Source organism: Rhodobacteraceae bacterium S2214 (assembly GCA_025141675.1).
In the GTDB taxonomy this organism is placed as follows: Bacteria; Pseudomonadota; Alphaproteobacteria; order Rhodobacterales; family Rhodobacteraceae; genus Yoonia.
Genome location: CP081161.1, coordinates 2196953 through 2220641 on the forward strand (window position 1 = coordinate 2196953; position 23689 = coordinate 2220641).

13 protein-coding genes are annotated in these 23689 nt (G+C 56.2%); 8 read left to right on the forward strand and 5 right to left on the reverse strand.

Annotation, left to right across the window (positions count from 1 at the left end):
• Positions 1-230: 230 nt before the first annotated feature.
• Together K3729_10975 and K3729_10980 are read left to right on the forward strand one after the other, a co-directional pair.
• Entirely contained in the window at positions 231-2048 is a 1818-nt protein-coding gene (locus tag K3729_10975) for an extracellular solute-binding protein (GenBank protein ID UWQ97994.1), read from the forward strand.
• 270 nt (positions 2049-2318) lie between these two features.
• Positions 2319-2663: a hypothetical protein gene (locus K3729_10980; GenBank protein ID UWQ97995.1), complete on the forward strand. Its 345-nt coding sequence runs from the start codon at positions 2319-2321 to the stop codon at positions 2661-2663.
• Here the strand turns inward: K3729_10980 and K3729_10985 are convergent.
• Positions 2660-3283 (reverse strand): XRE family transcriptional regulator, encoded by a 624-nt coding sequence (locus K3729_10985; protein UWQ97996.1) that lies wholly within the window; start codon positions 3281-3283, stop codon positions 2660-2662. The genes K3729_10980 and K3729_10985 overlap by 4 nt on opposite strands.
• Before the next feature lie 64 nt (positions 3284-3347).
• Between K3729_10985 and K3729_10990 the strand changes: the two genes are divergently transcribed.
• The 3 genes from K3729_10990 to K3729_11000 are packed head-to-tail and all read left to right on the forward strand — an operon-like array spanning position 3348 to position 6756.
• A complete protein-coding gene (locus K3729_10990; protein UWQ97997.1) occupies positions 3348-4865 on the forward strand; it encodes an acyl--CoA ligase in 1518 nt (505 codons plus the stop codon).
• Positions 4852-5496: a DsbA family oxidoreductase gene (locus K3729_10995; protein ID UWQ97998.1), complete on the forward strand. Its 645-nt coding sequence runs from the start codon at positions 4852-4854 to the stop codon at positions 5494-5496. Before K3729_10990 ends, K3729_10995 begins: the two co-directional genes overlap by 14 nt.
• A 51-nt stretch (positions 5497-5547) precedes the next feature.
• Positions 5548-6756 (forward strand): multidrug effflux MFS transporter, encoded by a 1209-nt coding sequence (locus K3729_11000; GenBank protein UWQ97999.1) that lies wholly within the window; start codon positions 5548-5550, stop codon positions 6754-6756.
• Here the strand turns inward: K3729_11000 and mfd are convergent.
• Positions 6753-10205, reverse strand: coding sequence for a transcription-repair coupling factor (gene mfd, locus K3729_11005; protein ID UWQ98000.1), 3453 nt, complete (start codon positions 10203-10205; stop codon positions 6753-6755). The genes K3729_11000 and mfd overlap by 4 nt on opposite strands.
• A gap of 39 nt (positions 10206-10244) precedes the next feature.
• Positions 10245-10766, reverse strand: a complete 522-nt coding sequence (locus tag K3729_11010) for a component of SufBCD complex (GenBank protein UWQ98001.1) — start codon at positions 10764-10766, stop codon at positions 10245-10247.
• 123 nt (positions 10767-10889) lie between these two features.
• Between K3729_11010 and hemB the strand changes: the two genes are divergently transcribed.
• The 3 genes from hemB (at position 10890) to K3729_11025 (ending at position 13236) form a co-directional block, all read left to right on the forward strand.
• Complete coding sequence (gene hemB, locus K3729_11015; GenBank protein UWQ98002.1) at positions 10890-11888, forward strand: porphobilinogen synthase; 999 nt, start codon at positions 10890-10892, stop codon at positions 11886-11888.
• Between the two features lie 184 nt (positions 11889-12072).
• Positions 12073-12630 carry a twin-arginine translocation pathway signal gene (locus K3729_11020; GenBank protein ID UWQ98003.1) on the forward strand — a complete coding sequence of 186 codons (558 nt, stop codon included), beginning with the start codon at positions 12073-12075 and terminating at the stop codon, positions 12628-12630.
• A gap of 9 nt (positions 12631-12639) precedes the next feature.
• On the forward strand, positions 12640-13236 hold the full coding sequence (locus tag K3729_11025; GenBank protein ID UWQ98004.1) for a nucleotidyltransferase family protein: 597 nt from the start codon (positions 12640-12642) through the stop codon (positions 13234-13236).
• Here the strand turns inward: K3729_11025 and K3729_11030 are convergent.
• Both K3729_11030 and K3729_11035 read right to left on the reverse strand, forming a co-directional pair.
• Complete coding sequence (locus K3729_11030; GenBank protein UWQ98005.1) at positions 13233-15131, reverse strand: Hint domain-containing protein; 1899 nt, start codon at positions 15129-15131, stop codon at positions 13233-13235. The genes K3729_11025 and K3729_11030 overlap by 4 nt on opposite strands.
• 264 nt (positions 15132-15395) lie before the next feature.
• Entirely contained in the window at positions 15396-23456 is an 8061-nt protein-coding gene (locus K3729_11035) for a tandem-95 repeat protein (GenBank protein ID UWQ98006.1), read from the reverse strand.
• Positions 23457-23689 lie beyond the last annotated feature (233 nt).

Consider the following 23689-nt stretch of genomic DNA (forward strand, 5'->3'; position numbering starts at 1 on the left):
GTGCATGACGGGAATGTGAAAATTCAAAAAACCACCCGGCCAAAAAAAACGCCCGCACAAGGCGGGCGTAAGTCATTGAGGCAGGTTTCATACAGGCAAGAAACCTATCGAGCAGTGACTTCTTTATAAGCAATGACTTGCACGAGTCCAAGCTAAAAGTTTGAAAACCCTGACAACCCTGTTTACGCTGAGGATCAACACACATTGGGACCAGGGGGATTGTCACCAAAATGATAACAGAGTTTTTCAAGCCACTTTCCAAGATCGGCGCCGCAACGGCACTGATTCTTACTGCGGGAATCGGCCATGCCGAACCGCAGCATGGCATCGCTATGTATGGTGAACCTGCACTTCCACCAGATTTCGTGTCTCTGCCCTACGCAAACCCTGACGCGCCGACTGGCGGCAAAATCGTCACGGCCAACGTCGGTAGCTTCGACAGCCTTAACCCGTACATCCTGAAAGGCTCTGTTCATTGGCAGATGCGTTACTTGATCGGTGAAAGCCTGATGGGCCGTTCTTTGGACGAACCATTCTCCCTTTACGGCGTTCTGGCCGAAACGATCGAAACCGGACCGAATCGCGAATGGGTTGAATTTGTGCTGCGTCCGGAAGCCAAATTCTCTGACGGCAGCCCCGTGACCGTCGAAGATGTGATCTGGTCTTTCGAAACCCTCGGGACCGTTGGCCACCCGCGCTACCACGGCTTCTACGGCAAGATCGACACGCTTGAACAAACGGGTGAACGATCCGTGAAATTCACGTTCAACACCGAAGACCGTGAATTGGCACTGCTCGCAGGCCTGCGCCCGATTCTGCAAAAAGCCCAGTGGGAAGGCGTTGATTTCGCCGAATCCGGTGTCGACATCCTGCCGATCACATCCGGTCCTTACGTGATCGACGATTTTGATGCGGGTCGTTTTATCTCGTTGAAGCGGAATCCCGATTACTGGGGCCGCGACGTTGTTCCGTTTATGAACGGTGTCCACAACATCGACGAAGTCCGTCTTGAATTCTTTGGGGATGAAACAGCCGCTTTCGAGGCCTTCAAAGTCGGCGAAGTTAACACGAACCGCGAATTCAACGTCGCGCGTTGGGATACGACATACAACTTCCCGTCCATCGAATCCGGCGACGTTGTGAAATCTGTCCTCCCACATGAACGCCCATCAGGCATGACCGGCTTTGTGATGAACACACGCCGCGATCAGTTCAAAGATTGGCGTGTGCGTGATGCGTTGATCCATGCGTTCAACTTTGAATTCATCAATGAATCAATGACCGGCTCAGCACAGCCACGGATCACATCCTACTGGTCCAATTCGCCACTCGCGATGGACGAAGGTCCGGCAACGGGGCGCGTCGCCGAATTCCTCGCACCATTCGCGGATGATCTGACACCTGGCACATTGGAAGGCTACACCCTGCCCGCCTCAGACGGATCCGAACGGAACCGCGCAAACATTGGTGCAGCACTCGCACAGTTCGAAGCCGCTGGCTGGACCGTTCAAGACGGTGCGTTGAAGGATGCGGACGGGAACGACTTCACGTTTGAAATCCTGTTGCAGGTGGGTGCTACTGAACCGCAAGCGATCATCGACATGTATGTCGAAGCCCTATCGCGGGTTGGTATCACGCCAACATTAGCCACGGCTGACAGCGCCCAGTTCAAAGAACGCACAGACGCCTTTGATTTCGACATGACGTACTACCGTCGTGGCGTGTCCCTGTCGCCGGGCAACGAACAGTACAGCTACTACGGGATGGATTCCGTCGATACTGTCGGTGGTCGCAACCTGATGGGCGTGAGTTCCGAAGCGGTGGATGCGATGATTGGGCGTTTGCTGACATCGGAAAGCCAAGACGACTTTGTCGCGGCTGTAAAGGCACTGGACCGCGTTCTGACCGCTGGCCGCTACGTGATCCCGATCTATCAGTGGAACATCAGCCGTATCGCGCATGCCAAAGAACTGCATTACCCTGAAAACTTGCCGATCTTCGGAGATTGGCCCGGTTGGCAGCCTGACGTTTGGTGGTATGAAGAATAACCGATCAACGTTTTGATCACGATTTTAGGGCCCGGCAGCGTTTGTTGCCGGGCTTTGTTTACGAAGGATAGAACATGAAAAAGCTCGTTTTAGTTGCAGTTATCGGCGCGGCAATGGCTGCCTGTACCCCAGTCCGCACCGTCGGCAACGTAGCCGTAGGCGCAGGCCAAGTCGCATTGGGCGCAGCCGACCTCGTCCTGTAAGTCCACGCCAAGGCGGAACGAATTCTGCGTCTGGTGGTTACGCTTCCAAACGCAAAAGGAGTTTCCCATGCAGTGGACAACGATTGAAACCAACTGGACCGCCTATGTACCCCGCCTGCTGACGCGCTGGCCTGATCTGAACGAAGACACGCTGCTGGCGACGGACGGACGTATGCCCGAAGTAGTGGAACACATTGGCGCGGTCGAACAGGCCGACACAGTTGTTGCCCGCGATATGCTCAAAGAATGGATGATGGGCGCTGAACCGGCAGACGCCGTCATGGACGAAACCCGTGACAACGCGCGTATTCTCAGCACCACCGCCGACGTATCTGATGGTGAAGACGTCTATTCAGACGATGCGAAATTCGGCGATGACAATGTCGCGGATACACCAATGGGCCGCAATTAAGACAGCGATGTCACCCAAAGGATGGTCGCATCCTCGACACTTACCGACACCACGTTGTGTCCCATGGCAGCGTCATAATAGGCGCTGTCACCACGTTTCATCTCTACCGGTTCGTAGAATTCAGTGTAGAGCTTGATTGCCCCCGTCAGGACATACAGGAATTCTTCCCCGTCGTGACGCACCCATCCGTCAAATTCATCCATACTGCGCGCACGGATCTGGGCGCGATACGGCAGCATTGCCTTTTGGGTTAAGGTTTCAGCCAGCAGATCATGCTCATAGGTCGTTGTGATCTGATGCGTCCCTTCTCCAGATTTCGTCAACGCCATGCGTCCGTTCACTTGCCCCTTAGACGGCGGCGTGAACAATTGCGGCACGGAAATCTCAAGACCCACGGCAAGTTTTTTCAACGCCTCATAGGTCGGTGACATCTGACCATTTTCGATCTTCGACAACGTAGATCGTGCCAATCCTGCTTGGTTCGCCGCTTGTTCCAACGTCCAGTCGCGGGCCTTGCGCAGTTCACGCACCCGCGCCCCTAGATCAAGCGGCTGCCCTTCGTCGTTCGCTCCGTTTTCACGGGCAATTTGGATTAGGCTTTTGGGATCAAGGTCAGTCATACGTCCTTGTATCCGAAACGCGCATTGGCTTGCAATGCAGCACCGCAGTGGATAGCAAATTCCTATGGACCAACACCCTTATCACACAGCAATTGGGACCGTTCCCGATCACTTTAACATGGCAAGCTATGTTCTTGGGAAAGCGAATGAAACGCCGACAAAGATTGCATTGAAAGTTATTGATGCGGCATCCGCTGACGCGTGGACGTTTCACGACATCGCCACGGCGGTACGCACAACGGCAACGGGGTTGGCAGCACACGGCGTGCAGACCGGCGATCATGTTCTGATGCGATTGGGCAATACGCCAGATTTTCCGGTTGTCTACCTTGCAACTATCTTGCTTGGCGCGGTTCCTATTCCTACTTCAACTCAGCTGACTACGCCCGAAATCACGGCCATAGCGCATGAAACCCAGCCGGTCCTTGTGGTAGCCGATGAAGGTATCAGCCGACCAGACGGACCTTGGAAAACGTTGGAACAAAGCGCGCTTGCGGGGTTTAGCAGCCTCGCGCCTGCTGAGCCGCACATGGGTGATCCGAACCGTCCGGCCTATATCATCTACACCTCTGGCACGTCCGGCAAACCACGCCCCGTTGTTCATGCACACCGCGCGATTTGGGCGCGACGTATGATGTGGGACGGTTGGTATGGTTTGGAATCCGAAGATGTGGTGCTGCACGCAGGCGCGTTCAATTGGACCTATACGCTGGGCACTGGCCTGATGGATCCGTGGGCAATCGGAGCTACCGCATTGATCCCGAAGGACGGAACACCAGCGGGTGACGTGCCCGCACTTCTGGCCAAGCACAATGCGACAATTTTTGCAGCTGCACCGGGGGTTTACCGCAGGCTTCTCAGGTCAGACATCCCGAAACTACCGTCCCTGCGCCACGGGTTATCAGCAGGTGAAAAGCTACCCAACACCACCGCAAAGGCGTGGCAGACCGCGACCGGAACCCCGATTTTCGAGGCCTACGGCATGTCCGAATGCTCAACCTTCATTTCAGCCCATCCCGGTGCGCAGACAGATGCGCTTGGTTGGCCACAAAAAGGCCGATCCATCGCACTGCTACAAGATGGCAATCCAGTGGCCGAAGGCCAAAACGGAACCATTGCCGTCCACAAAGACGACCCCGGCCTTATGCTGGGATATTACAACGCAAAAACTGAAACCGCCGCGCGATTTGACGGCGACTGGTTCCTGACCGGCGATATCGGCCGCAAAGGCCCTGACGGCGCGATCCATTACGCCGGACGTGACGATGACATGATGAATGCCGGAGGCTACCGTGTCAGCCCGATCGAAGTCGAAAACGCGCTGGCCGCCCACCCCGATATCGACGACATCGCGGCCTGCGAAATTCGTGTGTCAGCGGACACGAGTATCATCACGGCCTTTTATGTCAGCGTAGACGTGATAGACGATGCCCAACTGGCCGGTTTCGCGGCCAAACATCTCGCGCGTTACAAGGTGCCACGTCAATTCATCCAAATTGATGCCTTGCCGCGTGGGGCAAACAACAAGATACTCCGCCGCCAGCTGCGGCAAAACTGGGAGACCGCACATGGTCAAGCTTGATATCATTTCCGATCCGATCTGCCCGTGGTGCTACATCGGTAAGGCCAATCTGGACAAAGCCCTGTTGGATTTCCCCGACCACCCTTTTGTCATCGAATGGCACCCGTTCCAGCTGAACCCCGACATGCCCGCAGGCGGAATGGACCGGCGTGAATATCTTGAACGCAAGTTCGGCGGCAAAGAAGGTGCTGTGCGCGCTTACGCCCCAATCGTGGAGATGTCGGAAAAGATCGGCTTGGGGATCAATTTTGAGGCGATGAAAAAGACGCCCAATACTATCGACGCACATCGTCTGATCCATTGGGCGGGCATCGAGCAACGTCAAAGCTTTGTGGTGGATCTGTTGTTCAAAGCCTACTTCATCGAAGGCCGCGACATCGGCGATCATGAAGTTCTCGCAGACATCGCGGACACCGCAGAAATGGACGCCGCACTTGTCACCAAACTGCTGGAAACAGACAACGACATCGACGATATCCGCAAACGCGATGCGCATTCACGTGAGATGGGCGTGAATTCGGTGCCTACGTTTATTGTGGCCAATCAACATGCAGTCCCCGGCGCACAGCCGCCTGAAACCTGGGTCCAAGTCATCAAAGACATTCAAAGCCAACTCGACGTGGCTGAATAGCCCACGGATCGCTGCAAAGACGCGGCAAATTACATGAAGAAAGTCCGCTAAATGGCTGCTCCGAAAAATAGATTATCGCAGCCCGAATTTATCGGGTTGATGGCAATGACGTTGGCCACAACCGCGTTTTCGATTGATGCGATGTTGCCTGCATTGCCTGAAATCGCGGAAGACCTGTCGCCTGAAAACCCCAATCAGGTGCAGCTGATCATCACCAGCTTTGTCCTTGGATTGGGTCTTGGCACATTCTTTACGGGTCCCTTGTCGGATTCAATTGGCCGCCGCAAAGTCGTCATCGGTGGCGTTTTTCTGTTCATCATCGGCACCACAATTGCGTGGCTTTCCAACACGTTAGAATTCGTTTTGTTCGGCCGCGTTATCATGGGACTTGGGGCCGCAGGTCCACGGGTCGCCGCAGTCGCAATGACCCGCGACCTATATGACGGCCGCGACATGGCGCGGATCATGTCGTTTATCATGGTAGTGTTTTCGCTCGCCCCCGCATTGGCACCGACGATCGGGCATTACATCATTCTTGGCGCTGGCTGGCGCAGTATCTTTATCGCGTTTGGCATCTTTGCCGCGCTTCCGGCGCTCTGGCTTTATCTGAGACAACCCGAGTCGCTTGATCCGAAGAACCGTCGCCCCGTCCGGTTGGCGTCAATGCTTGCCGCTACTAAACAGATGTTCGCCCATCGCACCGCTCGCTTGTCCATCTTCGTACAAACGTTGACCTTCGGGATGTTGTTCACGGTCCTTTCGACCACCCAACAGGTGTTTGATGAAACCTTCGGTCAAGGCGAACATTTCCATCTATGGTTTGCGGTGATTGCCGTGTTGGCCGCAACTGGATCACTGCTGAACGCGCGTCTCGTTGGCGCGTTGGGGATGCGTGCGATGGTGAAAGGCATGTTCATTGCGCAAATCGGCCTCACCCTCGTCATGGTCGCAACGGCGACCGTTGACGCGCCATACTGGATCGCCTTCGGGACCTATCTTATCTGGGTGATCGGCAACTTTTTCCAAGTCGGCCTGACCATCGGCAACCTGAATGCCCTGGCGATGGAGGAAATGGGCCACATTGCGGGCCTCGCTGCGTCCGTTATCGCCGCGTTTTCCACCGTTGGCGCAGTCATGTTGGCCGCACCTACGGCCCTGCTATACGACGGAACGCCGCTACCAATGGGCATCGCAACGCTTGTGATGGCAAGCGCTGCATTATGGCTTACCACGCTCATCAAACGGCCCGGTGAAACCTAGGCCTTCGTTTTCTTACGTTCGTCTGCCAATTTTTGGGCCAGATCCCGTGCAATGTTGAATGCGCCTTGGATCTTGTCACGGTCCTTGGCCCAATCGCGTCGTACAACGATCTTGTTGTCTTTCACCTTCGCCAGCCCCTTTTGGTCGTGGATAAAGGCAACCAGCCCTTCAGGTGATGCGAATTTATCGTTGTGGAACTGGATCGTGGCACCCTTTGGTCCCGCGTCCAACTTACCGATTCCGGCTTTCTTACACATCGCCTTGATCCGCACGACCAGCATCAGCGTGTTGACCTCCTTCGGCAGTTTCCCGAACCGATCGATCAGCTCGGCGGCGAAACCTTCCAATTCAACCTTTGTCGTCAGTTCAGACAAACGTCGATACAGCCCTAGACGAACGTCCAGATCAGGCACGTATGCATCTGGTATTAGAACGGGCACACCGAGGTTAATCTGCGGCGACCATTCGCCGTCGTCGATGATCCCTTCAGCGGCGCCGGATTTGATCGCGTTGATCTGATCCTCGAGCATCTGTTGATACAGCTCGTACCCGACCTCACGCATCTGACCGGATTGTTCTTCGCCCAACAGATTGCCCGCACCACGAATATCAAGGTCTTGCGACGCAAGCGTGAACCCTGCCCCAAGGCTATCGAGCGACCCCAGCACGCGCAGACGCTTTTGCGCCGTATCGGTCAGTTTCTGGCGCGGTTTAGTCGTCAGATAGGCGTAAGCGCGGGTTTTAGATCGCCCAACACGCCCGCGAATTTGGTAAAGCTGCGACAGACCAAACATGTCGGCGCGCCACACGATCATCGTGTTGGCCGTTGGAATATCGAGACCAGATTCCACAATCGTCGTTGCCAACAACACATCATACTTGCCGTCGTAAAACGCGTTCATCCGATCATCGAGCTCACCTGCCGCCATCTGTCCGGTGGCCGCGATAACGCTGACCTCAGGCACTTCACGCTTCAGGAAATCTTCCATTTCGGCCATGTCGCTGATGCGCGGCACAACCATAAACGACTGCCCCCCACGGTAATGTTCACGCAACAGCGCTTCGCGGATCGTGATCGTATCAAATTCGGACACATACGTGCGGATGGCAAGCCGGTCGATGGGCGGCGTACCAATGATCGAAAGATCGCGCACACCGGACAAAGAAAGTTGCAATGTCCGCGGGATAGGCGTCGCAGTTAATGTCAAAACGTGGACATCCGTCCGCAACTGTTTCAACCGTTCTTTGTGCTGCACACCGAACTTTTGCTCTTCATCGATCACCAACAAACCAAGGTTCTTGAAACGGATGGATTTGGCCAGAAGCGCATGTGTGCCAACAACAATATCAACTGTGCCCTTGGTAATCCCGTCACGCGTCTTCGTCGCATCGCCTGCAGTAACAAACCGCGACAATGGGGCCACGTTGATCGGGAAACCACGGAACCGCTCCGCGAAGCTTTGGTAATGCTGCCGCGCGAGCAATGTCGTCGGTGCAATAATCGCAACTTGGACGCCGCACATCGCAGCGACAAAAGCAGCACGGATCGCGACCTCGGTTTTCCCGAAACCAACATCGCCGCAGATCAATCTGTCCATCGGACGGCCCGACGCAAGGTCGTCTAGCACATCTTCAATCGCCGACAGTTGATCGTCCGTTTCAGCGTAAGGAAAGCGCGCAAGGAACTGATCCCAAAGTGTTTCTGGCGGATCAAGCGATGGTGCCGTTCGCAATTCGCGTTCCGCCGCGACACGGATCAGACGTTCAGCAATCTGGCGGATTCGTTCCTTAAGACGCGCCTTTTTCGCCTGCCATGCACCGCCACCAAGCTTATCAAGCAGCCCTTCGTCGTGGCCGTATTTCGACAGCAGTTCGATATTCTCGACTGGCAGATAAAGCTTTGAACTCTCTGCATATTCGATCAGCAGGCATTCGTGGGCAGCACCGGCAGCCGTGATGACTTCCATGCCTTTGAACCGACCAACCCCGTGGTCCACATGCACCACCAGATCGCCGATGTTCAGACTGTTGGCTTCTGAAAGGAAATTCTCGGCACGCCGCTTGCGTTTCGTCGTACGGATCAACCGATCACCCAGCACGTCCTGCTCGGAAATCACCGTCATTCCGGGCGCAGTAAACCCGTGATCGAGCGGCCAAACCGCCAAATGCACGCCGGACTTACCGACACGACTATGGTCGCTGACGGGAATGACTTCGCCGATGCCTTCGTCTTCGATCAAGCCTGTCAGGCGTTCACGTGCACCTTCCGAATAGCTGGCAATGACAACCGGACCATCCACCATCTTGGCCTTAATATGATCCGCCAGCGCACTGAAAAGGTTGATCGTTTCGCTTTGTCGTTCTGGCGCAAAATTACGACCAATACGACCGCCAGCATCAACGACACCCATACCTGTGGCTTGCGGCAATGGCGCGAATTGGACGACACGCTTGTCGGCCACCCCTGCAGACCAAGCAGCATCATCCAAATACAACAGCGCAGGCGGTGCCGGTTTATAAACCGTGTCCACGCGGCCCTTTTGCGACAGGGCGTGCATCCGTGTCTCGTATTGATCCACGATGCTGTCCCACCGCGCGATCCGCGACGGCGTCAGTTGATCATCCAATGTAATCGACGCGGACCCAGTGTAGTCAAAAATCGTCTCAAGATCGTCGTTGAAAAAGCCCAACCAATGCTCGATCCCCGCATGTTTGCGGCCCGCACTAACGGCTTCATAAAGCGGATCATCGGTGCCAGCGGCCCCAAATTCGATCCGGTAATTCTGCCGGAACCGCGTGATCGCCGCATCATCAAGGATCACCTCGGATACAGGCGCCAGTTCGATCTCTTTCAGCTTTTCGGTGGTCCGTTGCGACGCCGGATCGAACCGCCGCGCGCCGTCCAGAACGTCACCGAACATATCCAAACGGATCGGTCCTGACTGGCCTGGTGGGAAAATATCAATGATCCCGCCGCGCACCGCGTAATCGCCAGCCTCCATCACTGTAGGGGCCTGGGTAAAGCCCATGCGGACCAAAAACGCCCGCAGGCCTTTTTCATCAATCCGGTCGCCGACCGTCGCCTTGAACGCCGCCTCACGCAGCAAAGATCGTGGTGGCACTCGCTGGGCCGCCGCGTTCAAAGACGTCAACAGAACGTATTTGGCAGGCATACCGTGTGACAGTGCGGCTAGCGTGGCCATCCGCGCCGCCGAAATATCTGCATTCGGAGAAACGCGATCATAAGGCAAGCAGTCCCATGCCGGGAACGTAAACACGGGCATATCGGGCGCAAAGAACCGCAGGGCCGCTTCCATCGCAGCCAACCGCTTATCGTCGCGTGCAATATGCACAACGGGACCGCCGGACTTTGAGATTTCCTGCAAGATCAGCTGGGCGTCGAACCCTTCGGGTGCGCCAGCGATCGTGATGTGATGAGACTTTGACATGACGACTGACCTACCCCGCGTGAAGGGCTTGTCAACTGTCTACCAGAACGGAACCGTCAAGTTATGGTACATCCCGTACATCGAGGTGACAAAAATCGACACCATCCCGATGATCTGCGTCCACAGCCTGTGACGCAGCAACATCTTATAAAGCGACTGTGCGTCTGTCGCATTGGTCTCGATGTTCTGGGCGCTCGACAGGCTGACAGCCCCTACGATGCTTAACGGAAATACGATGAAAAGCAGCGCTTGGGCAAATTCGATCCAGTAGAAAAAAGCCAGCACAAACAAAACAGTGTTTGCAAAACTGACGAACATCAAAAGCCAAGGCCCCGAAAACCGCGCGATGCCCAATAAGCGGTTCACATTCACACGGACGATATCAATAAGGTCTTGTTCGGCCTCGCCACCCCGTTTTCGCGCACGTTGGATCAGGTCAAACGGCACGCCCAGAACCCAATGGCTCATGGATGACCAAAGCACAGCGATTCCGATCCAATACCAAAGATTGGAGAACGATCGCATATCAATGACGTCGAAAAGGGCTTCAGTCCAATTCACGGGTGGCAGCCTCGTGCGCAGGTGTTATTTTTGGCGACACTAGCGGGCGCATTCATGGATGCCCAGACTTGTGAAGGGCCGAATTTGATGTATCCAAGAACCTGTGACCAGAAAGGCCCGATCATGACACCAGTTGTACCTCCATTTCCCGCCGCACGTCTGCGCCGGATGCGCCAAACCCCGGCTTTGCGGGCAATGATGCGCGAGAATACGGTGACCGTGGATGATCTGATCTGGCCTGTGTTTGTGATGGCAGGCACGGATGATGAAACGCCTGTAGCATCCATGCCAGGCGTTGTGCGGCGGACTGTAGACCGTGTGGCGAAAGCAGCGAAGGAAGCGCAAGACCTTGGTATTCCCGCGATCTGCCTGTTTCCATACACGGGCATGGAAAGCCGGACGGAGGATTGCGCAGAAGCATGGTCGCCCGATAACCTGACCAACCAAGCAATCCGCGCGATCAAAGACGCGGCCCCCGAGATTGCCGTGATGACCGACATCGCCCTTGATCCGTACAATATCAACGGCCACGACGGGTTTGTCGAAGACGGCGTGATTGTGAACGACCGCACGGTCGATGCCTTGGTCAAAATGGCACTGGCACAGGCCGATGCGGGGGCTGATATCCTTGGGCCGTCAGACATGATGGACGGGCGTATCGGCGCGATCCGAAAAGCACTCGAAACTGAGGGACATCAAGGCGTTACGATCCTGTCTTACACCGCCAAATATGCCTCCGCCTTCTATGGTCCTTTCCGCGATGCGGTGGGCGCATCCGCAGCCCTCAAAGGCGATAAGAACACCTACCAAATGAATCCGGCCAACAGTGATGAAGCGATGCGGCTTGTCCAACGCGACCTGCAAGAAGGCGCAGACATGATTATGGTCAAACCGGGCATGCCCTACCTGGACATCTGCCGCCGCGTGAAAACCGAATTTGGCGTGCCGACCTTCGCCTACCAAGTCTCCGGCGAATACGCGATGATCCAAGCGGGCGCACAAAACGGCTGGGTTGATGGCGACAAAGTCATGATGGAATCGATGATGGCGTTCAAACGCGCGGGCTGCGACGGGGTTCTCACCTACTTTGCGCCGCAAATCGCGCGCCTTCTCAACGGCTAGACCGCGACCCTGCTTCTTTTGGCTCCAAATATCCTCGCCGAAGGCTTGGGATCTGCAAGATCCCAAATCCAACGCCCGCCAAACGCACCGATGACTGATCTTACAGGTGACAGCACAGCTATTTCCCTTTAGGATAACGCCCAAGGCCCGAGAAACGGGTCATCAAAAACAACTGAGGCGACATATGAGCACTTTTTCCAGACGGCAGTTTGGCCTCGCGGCATTGGCAGGGACAACCTTGGCGGCCTGCGGCAATGGCATTGGCACCAACGGGGCCGCAACAATTGACGCGCGCGTCGATAGCACCTTGGCCTTCATGTACGAAACCTATCCAGGCACCCGTGATCTGGCACAACGATCAGCTGGTCAGTTGATCATGCCCCTTGTGACCGAATTGGGTCTGGGTGTGGGCGGATCATTCGGGCGCGGGGCGTTGCGCGTTGGCCCTTCAACCGTTGATTATTATTCTTCAACGTCCGGGTCTGCGGGGCTTCAGATCGGAGCACAACAATTCAGCCATGTGTTGTTCTTCATGACACAAGAAGCGCTTGTTGAGTTCCGCCAGTCGCCCGGTTGGGCAGCTGGTGCAGACCTTGAATACGCCTTGAGTTCACAGGGCGAGACATTGCGCGCCGAAACAACCACGTCGCTGTCCCCTGTGATTGCCGTTGTGTTTGGCCAAACAGGTCTGCGCATCGGTGCAACGCTTGAAGGCACCAAATATACGCGGATCATCCCGTAAGGCGCACCAATGACGCTCCCGATCCTGATCCTTGCCGCTGGCCAGTCATCACGGATGCGCGGGACGGATAAACTATTGGAAAAGATCGACGGCGTGGCTTTACTGCGCCGTCAGATTGACGCGGGACGACAGGTGTCTCCCAACGTCTTTGTCACGTTACCACGACCTGATCATCCCCGCGCGGCACTCCTGTCAGGCACGTCTGCACGCGCTGTCATCGTCGCGGATGCTGCGGATGGTATGGCAGTTTCATTGCGAACAGGTGTCGCCGCCCTACCCGACTGTCCTGCCTTTATGGTGCTGCTGGCTGATCTGGCAGCTCTGACGCCCGCGGACTTGGAAACAATGCTGACGACACGCGATGAGCGCCCCGATCATCTGATTTGGCGCGGGGCAACGGACGCAGGCAAACCCGGACATCCCGTGATCTTTGACGCAAGTTTACGACCCGCATTTGCCGATCTATCTGGCGACACAGGCGGCGCGCCGATCCTCAAGGCCAATAAAGACCAGACCTGTCTGGTCCCATTGCCGGACAAGCATGCCCTTCTTGATCTGGACACACCCGAAGACTGGGCCGCGTGGCGTCGCGCCACTGGACGCTAGTGTTTTGCCAGAATGGCCGCTTCGTGTTTCTTCAACACGCGACGTGCCGAACCAAAGCCTGCTTTTTCCGTCGCAAGATGTGCCAAGTCAGGGAACAGCTTGAAAATTTCGTTGCGCTGGGACGTGCCAACGCCCTTCAAAGCATAATCACCCGGTTGGAAACTTTCGGTCCATGTGCCGTTTGACAAGATCACTTCGTGCCGTTCAAACATCAGGTGGATATAGGTCACGCCGCTGGACTGCACCTGATCAACGCCGTCAGCAGTTGTCATGTGCTTTGCAGCCGCAAAGACTTCGGTGTCTTCAAAGTGCAGTGCGGCGCGTTGCCCGCTCAACAGCAAACGGTGGTTTGGTGACAGCAGCAGATCCTGTTCTGGTACGTTTGCACCCAGCGATCCGGCTCGTACCAACACAGGCTGTAAATCCGGTGATTGCACAAGTTCATCCCCAGACAAAGTCCGGCTACCCGCCCACGTGATCTCCTGAATGCCGTTGTCTCGCGTAAACACCTTGTCGCCTGGTTGCAGGGTTTCGACAGCGACTTCGCCCTTTGGCGTCGCAATCTTGGTGCCCGGCGTGAAACAGATCACGACGTTCTCAATTTCGGAATATTCCACGCGCCGCGTGATGTTCCCGTTTGCATCCAGCAGTTCGACACGCCCTGCCTCAGCATCATTTGGATCACGGATCAGGTTGAAATCCGCGTATGCGGTGCCCAAGCCAGCGGTCAGGTCCAGCACATCAACGTCAGACCCGTCCGCGTCTTCGCCGCCGACGATCACATGATTGCCAGCACCACCAATAGTAAACAGGTCTGAATTGTCGCCACCGAACAAACGATCGTTGTCAGGACCTGCCACAAGCACGTCTTCGCCCACACCGCCAAACAATTGATCGTCGCCTGTACCACCGTTAAGCGTATCTGCGCCCTCGCCGCCTTCCAATACGTCTTGGCCTTGACCACCGTCCAGAACATCGTCGCCCGCGCCGCCGAACAGTTTGTCGTCGCCGTCGTCACCCATCAAAGTGTCATTGCCGCCCTGACCAAAGATCGTGTCTTGGCCAGATCCGCCAGAAATCACATCATTGCCCGGCTCGATTGGTGTCACGACCGCATCTTCGATCAGATCACCATTCATAGTGAAACCAGACCCAGTCGTCCGTGTCTCAAGCGTAAATTCGATAAATGTCCGGTCGCTGAATTCAGCGCTAAACCATGCGTCTTGGTCGTCGGGGCTATTCGCCTCGCCACCAGCTGCTGTTACGGAACCGGGCGCTGAACTGACCAGCAAAGACGTATCAGCCGCTGTGCCAAAGGCGCTAAAGCTATCCGCGTCCAGTGTGACGCTTTCCTGATCGCCGGCGCTGTTGCGGTCCAGATCGTTGAATGTCGCCGTAGAATTCAGCGCAATTGGCTGGCCTGTCGCTGGATCAAAGAACTCCATCCGAAAACTAGCCGTTTCGCCGCCATCCGTTGGTGTCGTGCCGTTACGGGCGTTCAGTAGAATTTCGTAGCCACGTCCGCCAGACAGATCAATGTTCAGATCAGGATCAGACGTTCCAACAAGGATCAAGCGTGCAGACACCTGCGTCCCATCATCCAACTGCGCAACATTCGCATAGACGGCCACATCACCTACCTGCGCGTTGTCATTGCCCGAAGAAGTGTCGCTAACCAGATTGTTGATATTCAGCGATAGCGGGGTTGCATCAGAGCCGGGCGCTGTCCCTTCGCCGTTATCCCCATAAAGGATATCGTCGCCGTCGCCGCCCAAAATGCTGTCGTCGCCGCCTTCACCAGAAATCGTGTCCTGACCATTAAAGCCATTGATGGTGTCATCCTCGGATGTGCCCTGAATGACGTCTGTATTTGAAGTACCGTTGATCTCAGCCATGATAGTTCCCCATCGTGCATATCTATGTCCGCTGCAGTGCGGCGATTGGGCTCTATCTATTAAGCTCACTTAGAAAATACAGGGGGAATAAGTCCGGATGCCACTCAAGGGGCAACGTTTTGCCTTGTTTTATGGGTTTTGGCTAATTTTGACGTTGGGTTACGAAACAATTCAGCGCATCTGAAATAATTGTTCCCCACGTGCCAACGCCCGCTGTTTTTTTGTATCCAGCGGGCGTTGTTTTTGTGTTTTTTGTTTTTGCGCTTATTTGAGCAGGAGTTTTGCTTCGTGTTTTTTGAGCGCTTTGCGTGCTGACTGGTAGTTTTCCAGGCCGGTTTTGGACTGCAGTTCAGGGAAGAGATCGAAGATTTCGTTCCGCTGGCTGTTGCCGATACCTTTCAAGGAATAGTCCCCTGGCTGGAAGCTTTCCGTCCATGCCCCGTTTGACAGCACCACTTCGTGCCGCTCAAACATGAAGTGCACGTAAGTTGTCTGCATCACGTTGACCGTGTGGATGCCTTCCGCGCCGACCATGTGCTTGGCTGCAGCCAGCACTTCGCTTTCTTCGAAGTACAGCTGCGTTTTGTCTGACGACACAAGCACGCGGTGGTTTGGTGACACCATCATGTCACGTTCCGGCAGACCGTGGCCCAGTGCCCCTGCCTTGATCAGAACAGGCTGCAGGTGCGGGTTTTGCACCAGCTGCTGGCCTGACATCGGCTTGTGGCCCATCCATGCGATTTCCTGGATGCCATTGTCGCGGGTGATGATCCGGTCGCCGACTTGCAGTTCTTCGACCAGACGCTCGCCTTTTGGTGTCGCGATCAATGTGCCCGGTGTGAAGCACGGGATGACGTTTTCGATTTCCGAGAAGGTCATCGTGGACCCGTCGAGGAACGTCACCGTACCTGCTTCCGGGTCGCCGTCTACGTAATCGATCCGGTCAACGTTCGACCCAGTCAGGTCGAGGACATCGATGTCCTGGCCATCAGCGTCTTCGCCACCCGTGACCACATCACCGCCGTTACCGCCGAAGAATGTGTCCGAGCCTGTGCCACCGGACAGGTCATCAACACCCTCACCACCGTAGATCAGGTCTTCACCCTCACCACCGTCGATCGTGTCGTTGCCCAGACCACCTTCGAGGTCGTCGTTGCCGGCACCGCCAAAGATCGTGTCTTCGCCAGTTCCGCCATCGATGCTGTCGTTGCCCTGACCACCGATCAAAACATCGTCGCCGTCGCCGCCAACCAGAAGGTCGTCGTCCACGCCGCCGTCCAGCACGTCGTTGCCAGCGCCACCAAACAGCGTGTCATCGTCGTCTTGGCCGAAGATCGTATCGTTGCCGTCACCGCCAAAGATCGTGTCCCCGTTGTTCTCAGGAACAAGATCCTGGAAGCCCGCGGCGTCCGGTTCGTCATCCGGGAAGCTGACCGCATCGGCCAGTGGATCTTCGAGACCACCGTAGATGGTGTCGTCGCCCGCACCGCCTTCGATCACGTCGTTGCCTTCGCCACCTTCGATGAAGTCATCGCCTGTGCCGCCGTCAACAGTATCGTCGTCAAAGCCTGCGTTGATCGTGTCGTTGCCGGACCCACCGATGATGCTGTCGTCGTCATCACCTGTGTTGATGATGTCGTTGCCAGCCCCGCCGTCGACAAAGTCTTTGTCGTCGTTTGGATCCTCGTCCGCATCATAGCCCGGGAACACAAGACCCGGGATCGTCGCAGATGGCTGCTCCGGATAGCCCACGTCTGGCGCTTCATCCCCTTGGGTCGAGCCCACGTTGATGATGTCGTCGCCGTCGCCTGCATCGACTGTGTCGCTGCCTTCACGGTCTTCGATCACATCGTTGCCTGCACCGCCAAAGAACGTGTCGTCGCCAAGGCCGCCGTGCAATTCATCGTCGCCAGTTTCACCGGCCACAGTATCATTGCCGGCACCACCGATGACGGTGTCATCATCCTGGCCTCCCCAGAGATCGTCGTCACCTGTGCCACCGAACAAGGTGTCTTCACCCTCAGAGCCTTCGATGATGTCATTGCCTGACCCACCGCGCAGCTCATCGTCACCTGCACCGCCATTGATGTTGTCGTTGCCTGCACCACCCGCGATGGTGTCGTCACCATCCTGGCCGTTCAGCTGATCGTCGTCCGCACCACCGTTGATGGTGTCGTTGCCAAGACCACCGTTGATGGTGTCTTCGCCTTGACCGCCGAACAGGTTGTCGTCGCCTTGGTTGCCATTGATCGTGTCGTTGCCGTCACCGCCAAACACATCATCCGACCCGGCACCCGCCGAGATCACGTCATCGCCACCAAAGCCTTCGATCACGTCGTTGTCTGTGCCTTCGTCACCCGGCAAGATACCGTCGCCGGCATCAACGATGTCACCATCCGCATCCACATAAGGAATGTTCGGGTTGATCACATCGTTACCATCGGTGCCTTGGACTGTCCCGTCATTGATGCCGGTCACTGTGAAGGTCACGTTTGCCGTGTCTGTCGCACCGTTTTCATCAACGATCGTGTAGGTGACAGACGTGTCGCGTGTCGCCCCCAGACCCAGATCGTCAAAGTCGTCGCCTGCGTCAAAGTCCACAGTCCCGTCAGCGTTGATCGTGAATGTGCCGCCATTATCGCCCGCAACCACGTTGCCAACGTTGGCCGCGTCACCGTCAACCGCCACAACCGTCAGGGCGTCGCCTTCCGGATCGCTGTCCACACCGTTACCAGTGTCACCCGTAATGACGTTTCCGTCCACATCGCCCGCAGTCTCTGTCAAGGACACCACATAGGCGTTGTCTGTCGCATCAGGGCCGTCGTTCACGCCGTTCACTGTGATGGTCACAGTTTCCGTGGATGTCGCACCTGACGGGTCAGTCACGGTGTATGTGACAGTGGTCTCAGCAGTTTCACCCGGGGCAAGGTCTTCAAAGTCGCCGTTTGGATCAAAGCTGATGCTGCCATCTGGGTTGATTGTAACCAAGCCACCGTTTGAGCCGTCCACAGGTGTGCCAACAAGGGTTTCATCCCCGTTCACCGCACCAACCGTCAGCGGATCACCGTCCGGATCACTGTCGTTGTCCAGCACGTTGCCCAGATCGGTCACGTCGTCCTCATTAGCGTCAAACGTATCCGCGACTGCTGTTGGGCCGTCGTTTGTACCCGTCACTGTGACAGTCACTGTTGTGCTGTCTGTCGCACCGTTTTCATCCGTGACGGTGTAGGTCACTGTGGTGTCAGCGGTTTCGCCTGCACCCAGATCATCAAAGTCGCCGTTTGGATCGAAGCTGGCAGTGCCATCGGCGTTGATCGTGACCAGACCGCCGTTGTCACCTGCAACAGGTGCCCCGACAAGGGTCTCATCACCGTTGACCGCGCCAACCGTCAGGTCATCGCCTTCCGGATCGCTGTCGTTGCCCAAGACGTTGTCCAGATCGATGACAGTGTCCTGATCGGTTGTGTCCGTATCCGCCACAGCCACTGGCGCGTCATTTGTCCCCGTCACTGTGATCGTCACAGTTTCTGTGGATGTTGCACCGGATGGATCGGTCACAGTGTACGTGACCGTTGTTGTGGCCTCTTCACCCTCACCCAGATCGTCAAAGTCGCCATTCGGATCGAATGTAACCGTGCCGTCCGGATTGATCGTGACCAAGCCACCGTCAGAGCCGTCAACAGGTGTGCCAACAAGCGTTTCATCGCCGTTCACCGCACCCACTGTCAGCGGATCACCATCCGGATCAGAGTCGTTGTCCAGCACATTGCCGATCACGCCCGCAGGATCATCTTCACCCGCTGTCAGATCGTCCGCCACGGCCACAGGACCGTCGTTCGATCCAGTCACCGTAAAGGTCACAGTCGCTGTGTCTTCCAGACCGTTCTCGTCTGCGATGGTGTAAGTGATCGTTGTGGTCGCGTCTTCGCCCGCGCCCAGATCGTCAAACTCGCCGTTGGCATCAAAGTCCACAGACCCGTCTGCGTTCACAGTGAACAGACCACCATTGTCGCCAGCAACCGCGTTGCCCACGTTACCAGTCTGGTTGTCCACACGCACAACTGTCAGATCATCGCCTTCAGGATCGCTGTCCGCGCCTTCACCTGTATCGTCAGTGATCGCATTGGCATCCACATCGCCGGATGTTTCATCCTGCGAGACCACATAAGCGCTATCCACAGCATTTGGCGCATCATTCACGCCAGTCACTGTCACAGTCACCGTAGTGGTTGATGTGGCCCCTGATGGATCCGTCACAGTGTAAGTCACTGTGGTCTCGGCTGTTTCGCCTTCACCCAATGCTTCAAAGTCACCGTTTGGATCAAAGCTGGCTGTGCCATCCTCGTTGATCGTGACCAGACCGCCATTGTCGCCCGCTACAGGCGTGCCAACAAGTGCCTCATCGCCGTTCACCGCACCAACCGTCAGATCGTCGCCGTCAACGTCCGTGTCATTCCCCAGCACGTTGTCCAGATCGGTCACACCGTCTTCAGTCGCGTCACCCGTGTCAGCTACCGCAACAGGGTCATCGTTTGTACCCGTGACAGTGATCGTCACAGTCGCCGTATCAGTCGCACCGTTCTCGTCTGTCAGTGTGTAAGTCACTGTGGTGGTGGCTGTGTCGCCTTCACCCAATGCGTCAAACTCACCATTGGCATCAAAGTAGATGTTGCCGCCGTTGTTGATCGTCACCAGACCACCATTGTCGCCCGCAACAGTCACACCCTGGCCAAAGGCACCAAATGGATCTGTGATATCAGCGCTGTCTGTGCCGTTCGTCACAGACGTCACACGGATCGTGTCACCTTCAGGATCGCTGTCTTGGCCCGCACCTGTGTTGTCACCGATGACATTGCCAATCGCAGGGCTACCGTCTGCGTCTTGATCTTGTGTGTAAACATCCGCCGTCGCATCTGGCGCATCGTTTGTACCGGTCACTGTGATGGTCACAGTCGCCGTGTCGGTGCCGCCGTTGCCGTCATCAACCGTGTACGTCACTGTTGTTGTAGCTGTTTCACCTTCCCCAAGCGCCTCAAAGTCGCCGTTTGGATCAAAGGATGCAGTCCCGTCCGGGTTGATTGTGACAAGACCGCCGTCAGACCCTTCAACAGGTGTGCCGACAAGTGTCTCGTCCCCGTTCACAGCACCCACTGTCAGCGTGTCGCCCGCATTTGCGTCCGTGTCGTTGTCCAGCACGTTGCCCAGATCGGACACACCGTCTTCGGTTGCATCAACAACATCATCCAGCGCATCAGGGTCAAAGTTCGTGACCTCATCACCCACAATCTCTTCGATTTCGGTGAAGGAGATCGTCTCGCCTGTTGGGTTGCCATCGGCGTCCACAAACACAACCTGACCATCAAGGCCATTGCCGTTGCTATCAGGGATCGGGCTACCTGTGCCGTCCGGACCTGTCAGGATGAACGATCCCTGACCCGTCAGGTCAAGCACGTCGTTATCGTCGCCGCCTGCACCACCATCGACCACATCACCGGCACCGCCAATGATCGTATCCGCGTCGTCGCCGCCATAGATTTCATCTGCGCCAGTACCACCCGTGATGACATCGTCACCACCTTTGCCGTAGATCACATCATCGCCGGCGTCCCCGTTCAGAACGTCGTTGCCAGCCTCGGATGTGCCCTCGGATGCGGTTGTGAAGAAGTTGATGTCAGACACGTCAACGCGCTGATCTGTCGTCTCGCCGTTGTCGTAATCAATCTCGATCCGCGCAACAGGGCCTGCGATTTCAAACAGAACCGATCCGGCCTGTGCCGCTGGTGTCACGCCATCTGTGTGCTCAACACCACCCGTCACTGTGTTGCCGTTGATGATCTGCGCACCGGATTCAGCTGTGATCGTGACCGCAATCTCTTCGCCAGCCGCGTTATAGGCCCGCACTGTCACGATATCGATGTGGTCGTCCGCATCAGTCCCGTTATCAATGTCGTTGATCCGGAAAGACACGTCCTGCACTTCGTCGCCGTACGCTGCATCATTTGATGCAAAGCTCAGTGTCGTGGTGGACGTGTTATCAACACCGCCCTCGCCGCCCAGACCGTGCAGGTGCAAACCGGAGTTCGGATCAAACGCTTCGCCCGCTTCCACATACATCGCTGTGTTTTCAACGTCGGCTGTCGCACCTTCGTCTTCTTGCGCAAAACCGATCGTGACGTTCATGCCGTCAACCGCAACCGTCTGCGTCGCACCAAGGGCCGTGCCCGCTGGCAAAGCTTCGGTCCACTGCAGTGTCAGCTGATCAACGCGGCCCGTGGCCCCGTCTTCATCATCACCGCAGATCAGGTCATCGCCTGCGCCGCCGTTGATGGTGTCGTCGCCCGCACCGCCGTAAAGTTCGTCATTACCAGCCGCACCGGTATCGTCTTTATACAGCGCGTCGCCTTCGATCACGTCGTTGCCGGATCCGCCGTAAACTGTGTCGTCATTTGATCCGCCGGAAAGCGTGTCGTTGCCCGCGTCACCGTAAACCGTGTCCTGACCGTGGCCGCCGTAGACGCTATCGTCGCCTGTGCCGCCGTAAACAAGATCGTTATCCGCAGACGCCCACAGGTTATCATTGCCCGCATCGCCGTAGATCGTGTCGTTGCCGTAAGAGGCTTCAACCATGTCGTCGCCGTCGCCGCCGTAGAACACGTCGTTGCCGCGATCAGCACCGCCCAATACGTCGTTGCCCGCGCCGCCAAACTGGGTGTCGTCGCCGTCGTTGCCAAACAAACGGTCATCGCCGTCGCCACCTTCCAGCGTGTCGTTGCCGATACCGCCGTCAAGGTTGTCGTTGCCGCCATTGCCCAGCAGCACATCATCACCTGCGCCGCCCATCAGGACATCGTTGCCGTCAACACCGTCTGCAATCGCAGGGATTTCAAACGTGATGTCTGTGACTGCAACCGTGCCGGAATAATCCCGCTCCGGACCGTCATCCAGAACAATCCAAAGATGCTGGATCGGACCTGCAATGGTCACTTCAACATCCTGGCCGTTGTTATCTGCACCCGGGCCCGCAGCATTCGTCTGGGACCCAATAATCATGTTGCCGTTCACTGTGTGAACGCCCGTATCTTCGAACTGGACCTCAACAAGGTTGCCCTGTGCGTCCTTCGCCATAATCGTAATCTTATCAAGCGCATCCACGTCCAAAAGCGTGAACGATACGTTCGAGACTTCGGTGTCAAAATGCATGTCCGCTGTGGTCGGTTCTGTCACGTCCCACGCTTTGAGCATGCCGTTCTCGACGAACCATTCTTTGCCGCCCGCACTTTGTGGCGTGCCCACGCTGACGTTCACAGACTGGCCATCAACCGTCAGCGTCTGGTTGCCGTCAGATCCCAACTGATCCCAATCGATCAGGAATTCTGTCGTGCCTGCAGTATCCGCACCATCGCCAACGAGAATATCGTTGCCCGCGCCGCCCTTCAGAAGGTCATCGCCTGACCCGCCAAACAGCGTGTCCGTGCCCGCGTCCCCATACAGGTCGTCGTTGCCCGCATCACCGTAAAGCAGATCGTTGTTGTTCATCCCCTCAAGGATGTCGTCGCCATTGCCGCCAAACAGCACATCGTCGCCGTCCTGACCACACAGCGTATCATCACCGTCTTCGCCCATCAGCGTGTCGTGACCTGTGCCACCAAACACCAGATCATCACCGTTCCCGGCTTTGACCAGATCATCGCCAGCGCCCGCAACAATCAAATCGTCGTCGCCCACGTCGCCTGCCAAAATAGCATCGTTATTGTCCACACGGTCACCATCCGGGTCACCGTCGTAGTTCACGTCAATCACATCGTTGCCAGCCGTGCCTTCAACCGTGCCGTCCAGATCAGGACCAATGTCATCATAAACCAGATTATCAACAGCGCCCGACCCGTGCAGCTGCACGTCCATCGTATAAACGCCTTCAACATCAAACGTCGCAATGTACTGACCATTGTCACCCGTCGTCGGGATCTGACGTGTCGCAATCAGCTGACCATGTTCATTGTAGAAACGAACCGTCGCACCTTCTTCGTTATCAAGGAAAGTCAGAGACTTCAGATCAGCGCCATCCGCAAAACGGAACCGGAATGTCCCGCCAATCGCATCATCCGGATCGTGGCTGTCGCCATCCTCCGACACAATCAAAGCATTGCCCAAGTTCGACGTCGCAAGATCGTAATCACCACCCGTCGGGTTCGACGTGTCAAAAATCATCGCCCGATTTCCAACACCACCAGCCGTCCAAGCCTGAATAGTCACACCCGCAGACTGGTACTCATTATCAACAATCGTACCACCAGATAGATCATTAAAATCAATCGTCTTCGTCATAACTTGTTCTCCTAAGACCTTGGAAAGGCCACGCAAACCAAATGGGAAGACCCACTCGTATTAGATTTCTTTTGCAATCCTGACCAACTGGCAACATCGCAGACATTTACTATTCACACCTTGCTCCGCCACGACGGAACACATGTCGGATTCCCCAAAAACCCGGACCCCACCCAGAGTCACCCTGTCGTATAACAAGCAAAGTGGCGACAAAAAGGGAAAAAATGGCGCAA

Bases quoted from the DNA above. Each gene is read 5' to 3' on its own strand.
- K3729_11035 (UWQ98006.1), bottom strand. From the start codon at position 23,456: ATGACGAAGACGATTGATTTTAATGATCTATCTGGTGGTACGATTGTT.
- mfd (UWQ98000.1), bottom strand. From the start codon at position 10,205: ATGTCAAAGTCTCATCACATCACGATCGCTGGCGCACCCGAAGGGTTC.
- K3729_11000 (UWQ97999.1), top strand. From the start codon at position 5,548: ATGGCTGCTCCGAAAAATAGATTATCGCAGCCCGAATTTATCGGGTTG.
- K3729_11030 (UWQ98005.1), bottom strand. From the start codon at position 15,131: ATGGCTGAGATCAACGGTACTTCAAATACAGACGTCATTCAGGGCACA.
- K3729_10985 (UWQ97996.1), bottom strand. From the start codon at position 3,283: ATGACTGACCTTGATCCCAAAAGCCTAATCCAAATTGCCCGTGAAAAC.
- K3729_10995 (UWQ97998.1), top strand. From the start codon at position 4,852: ATGGTCAAGCTTGATATCATTTCCGATCCGATCTGCCCGTGGTGCTAC.
- hemB (UWQ98002.1), top strand. From the start codon at position 10,890: ATGACACCAGTTGTACCTCCATTTCCCGCCGCACGTCTGCGCCGGATG.
- K3729_10990 (UWQ97997.1), top strand. From the start codon at position 3,348: ATGGACCAACACCCTTATCACACAGCAATTGGGACCGTTCCCGATCAC.
- K3729_10975 (UWQ97994.1), top strand. From the start codon at position 231: ATGATAACAGAGTTTTTCAAGCCACTTTCCAAGATCGGCGCCGCAACG.
- K3729_11025 (UWQ98004.1), top strand. From the start codon at position 12,640: ATGACGCTCCCGATCCTGATCCTTGCCGCTGGCCAGTCATCACGGATG.
- K3729_11020 (UWQ98003.1), top strand. From the start codon at position 12,073: ATGAGCACTTTTTCCAGACGGCAGTTTGGCCTCGCGGCATTGGCAGGG.
- K3729_10980 (UWQ97995.1), top strand. From the start codon at position 2,319: ATGCAGTGGACAACGATTGAAACCAACTGGACCGCCTATGTACCCCGC.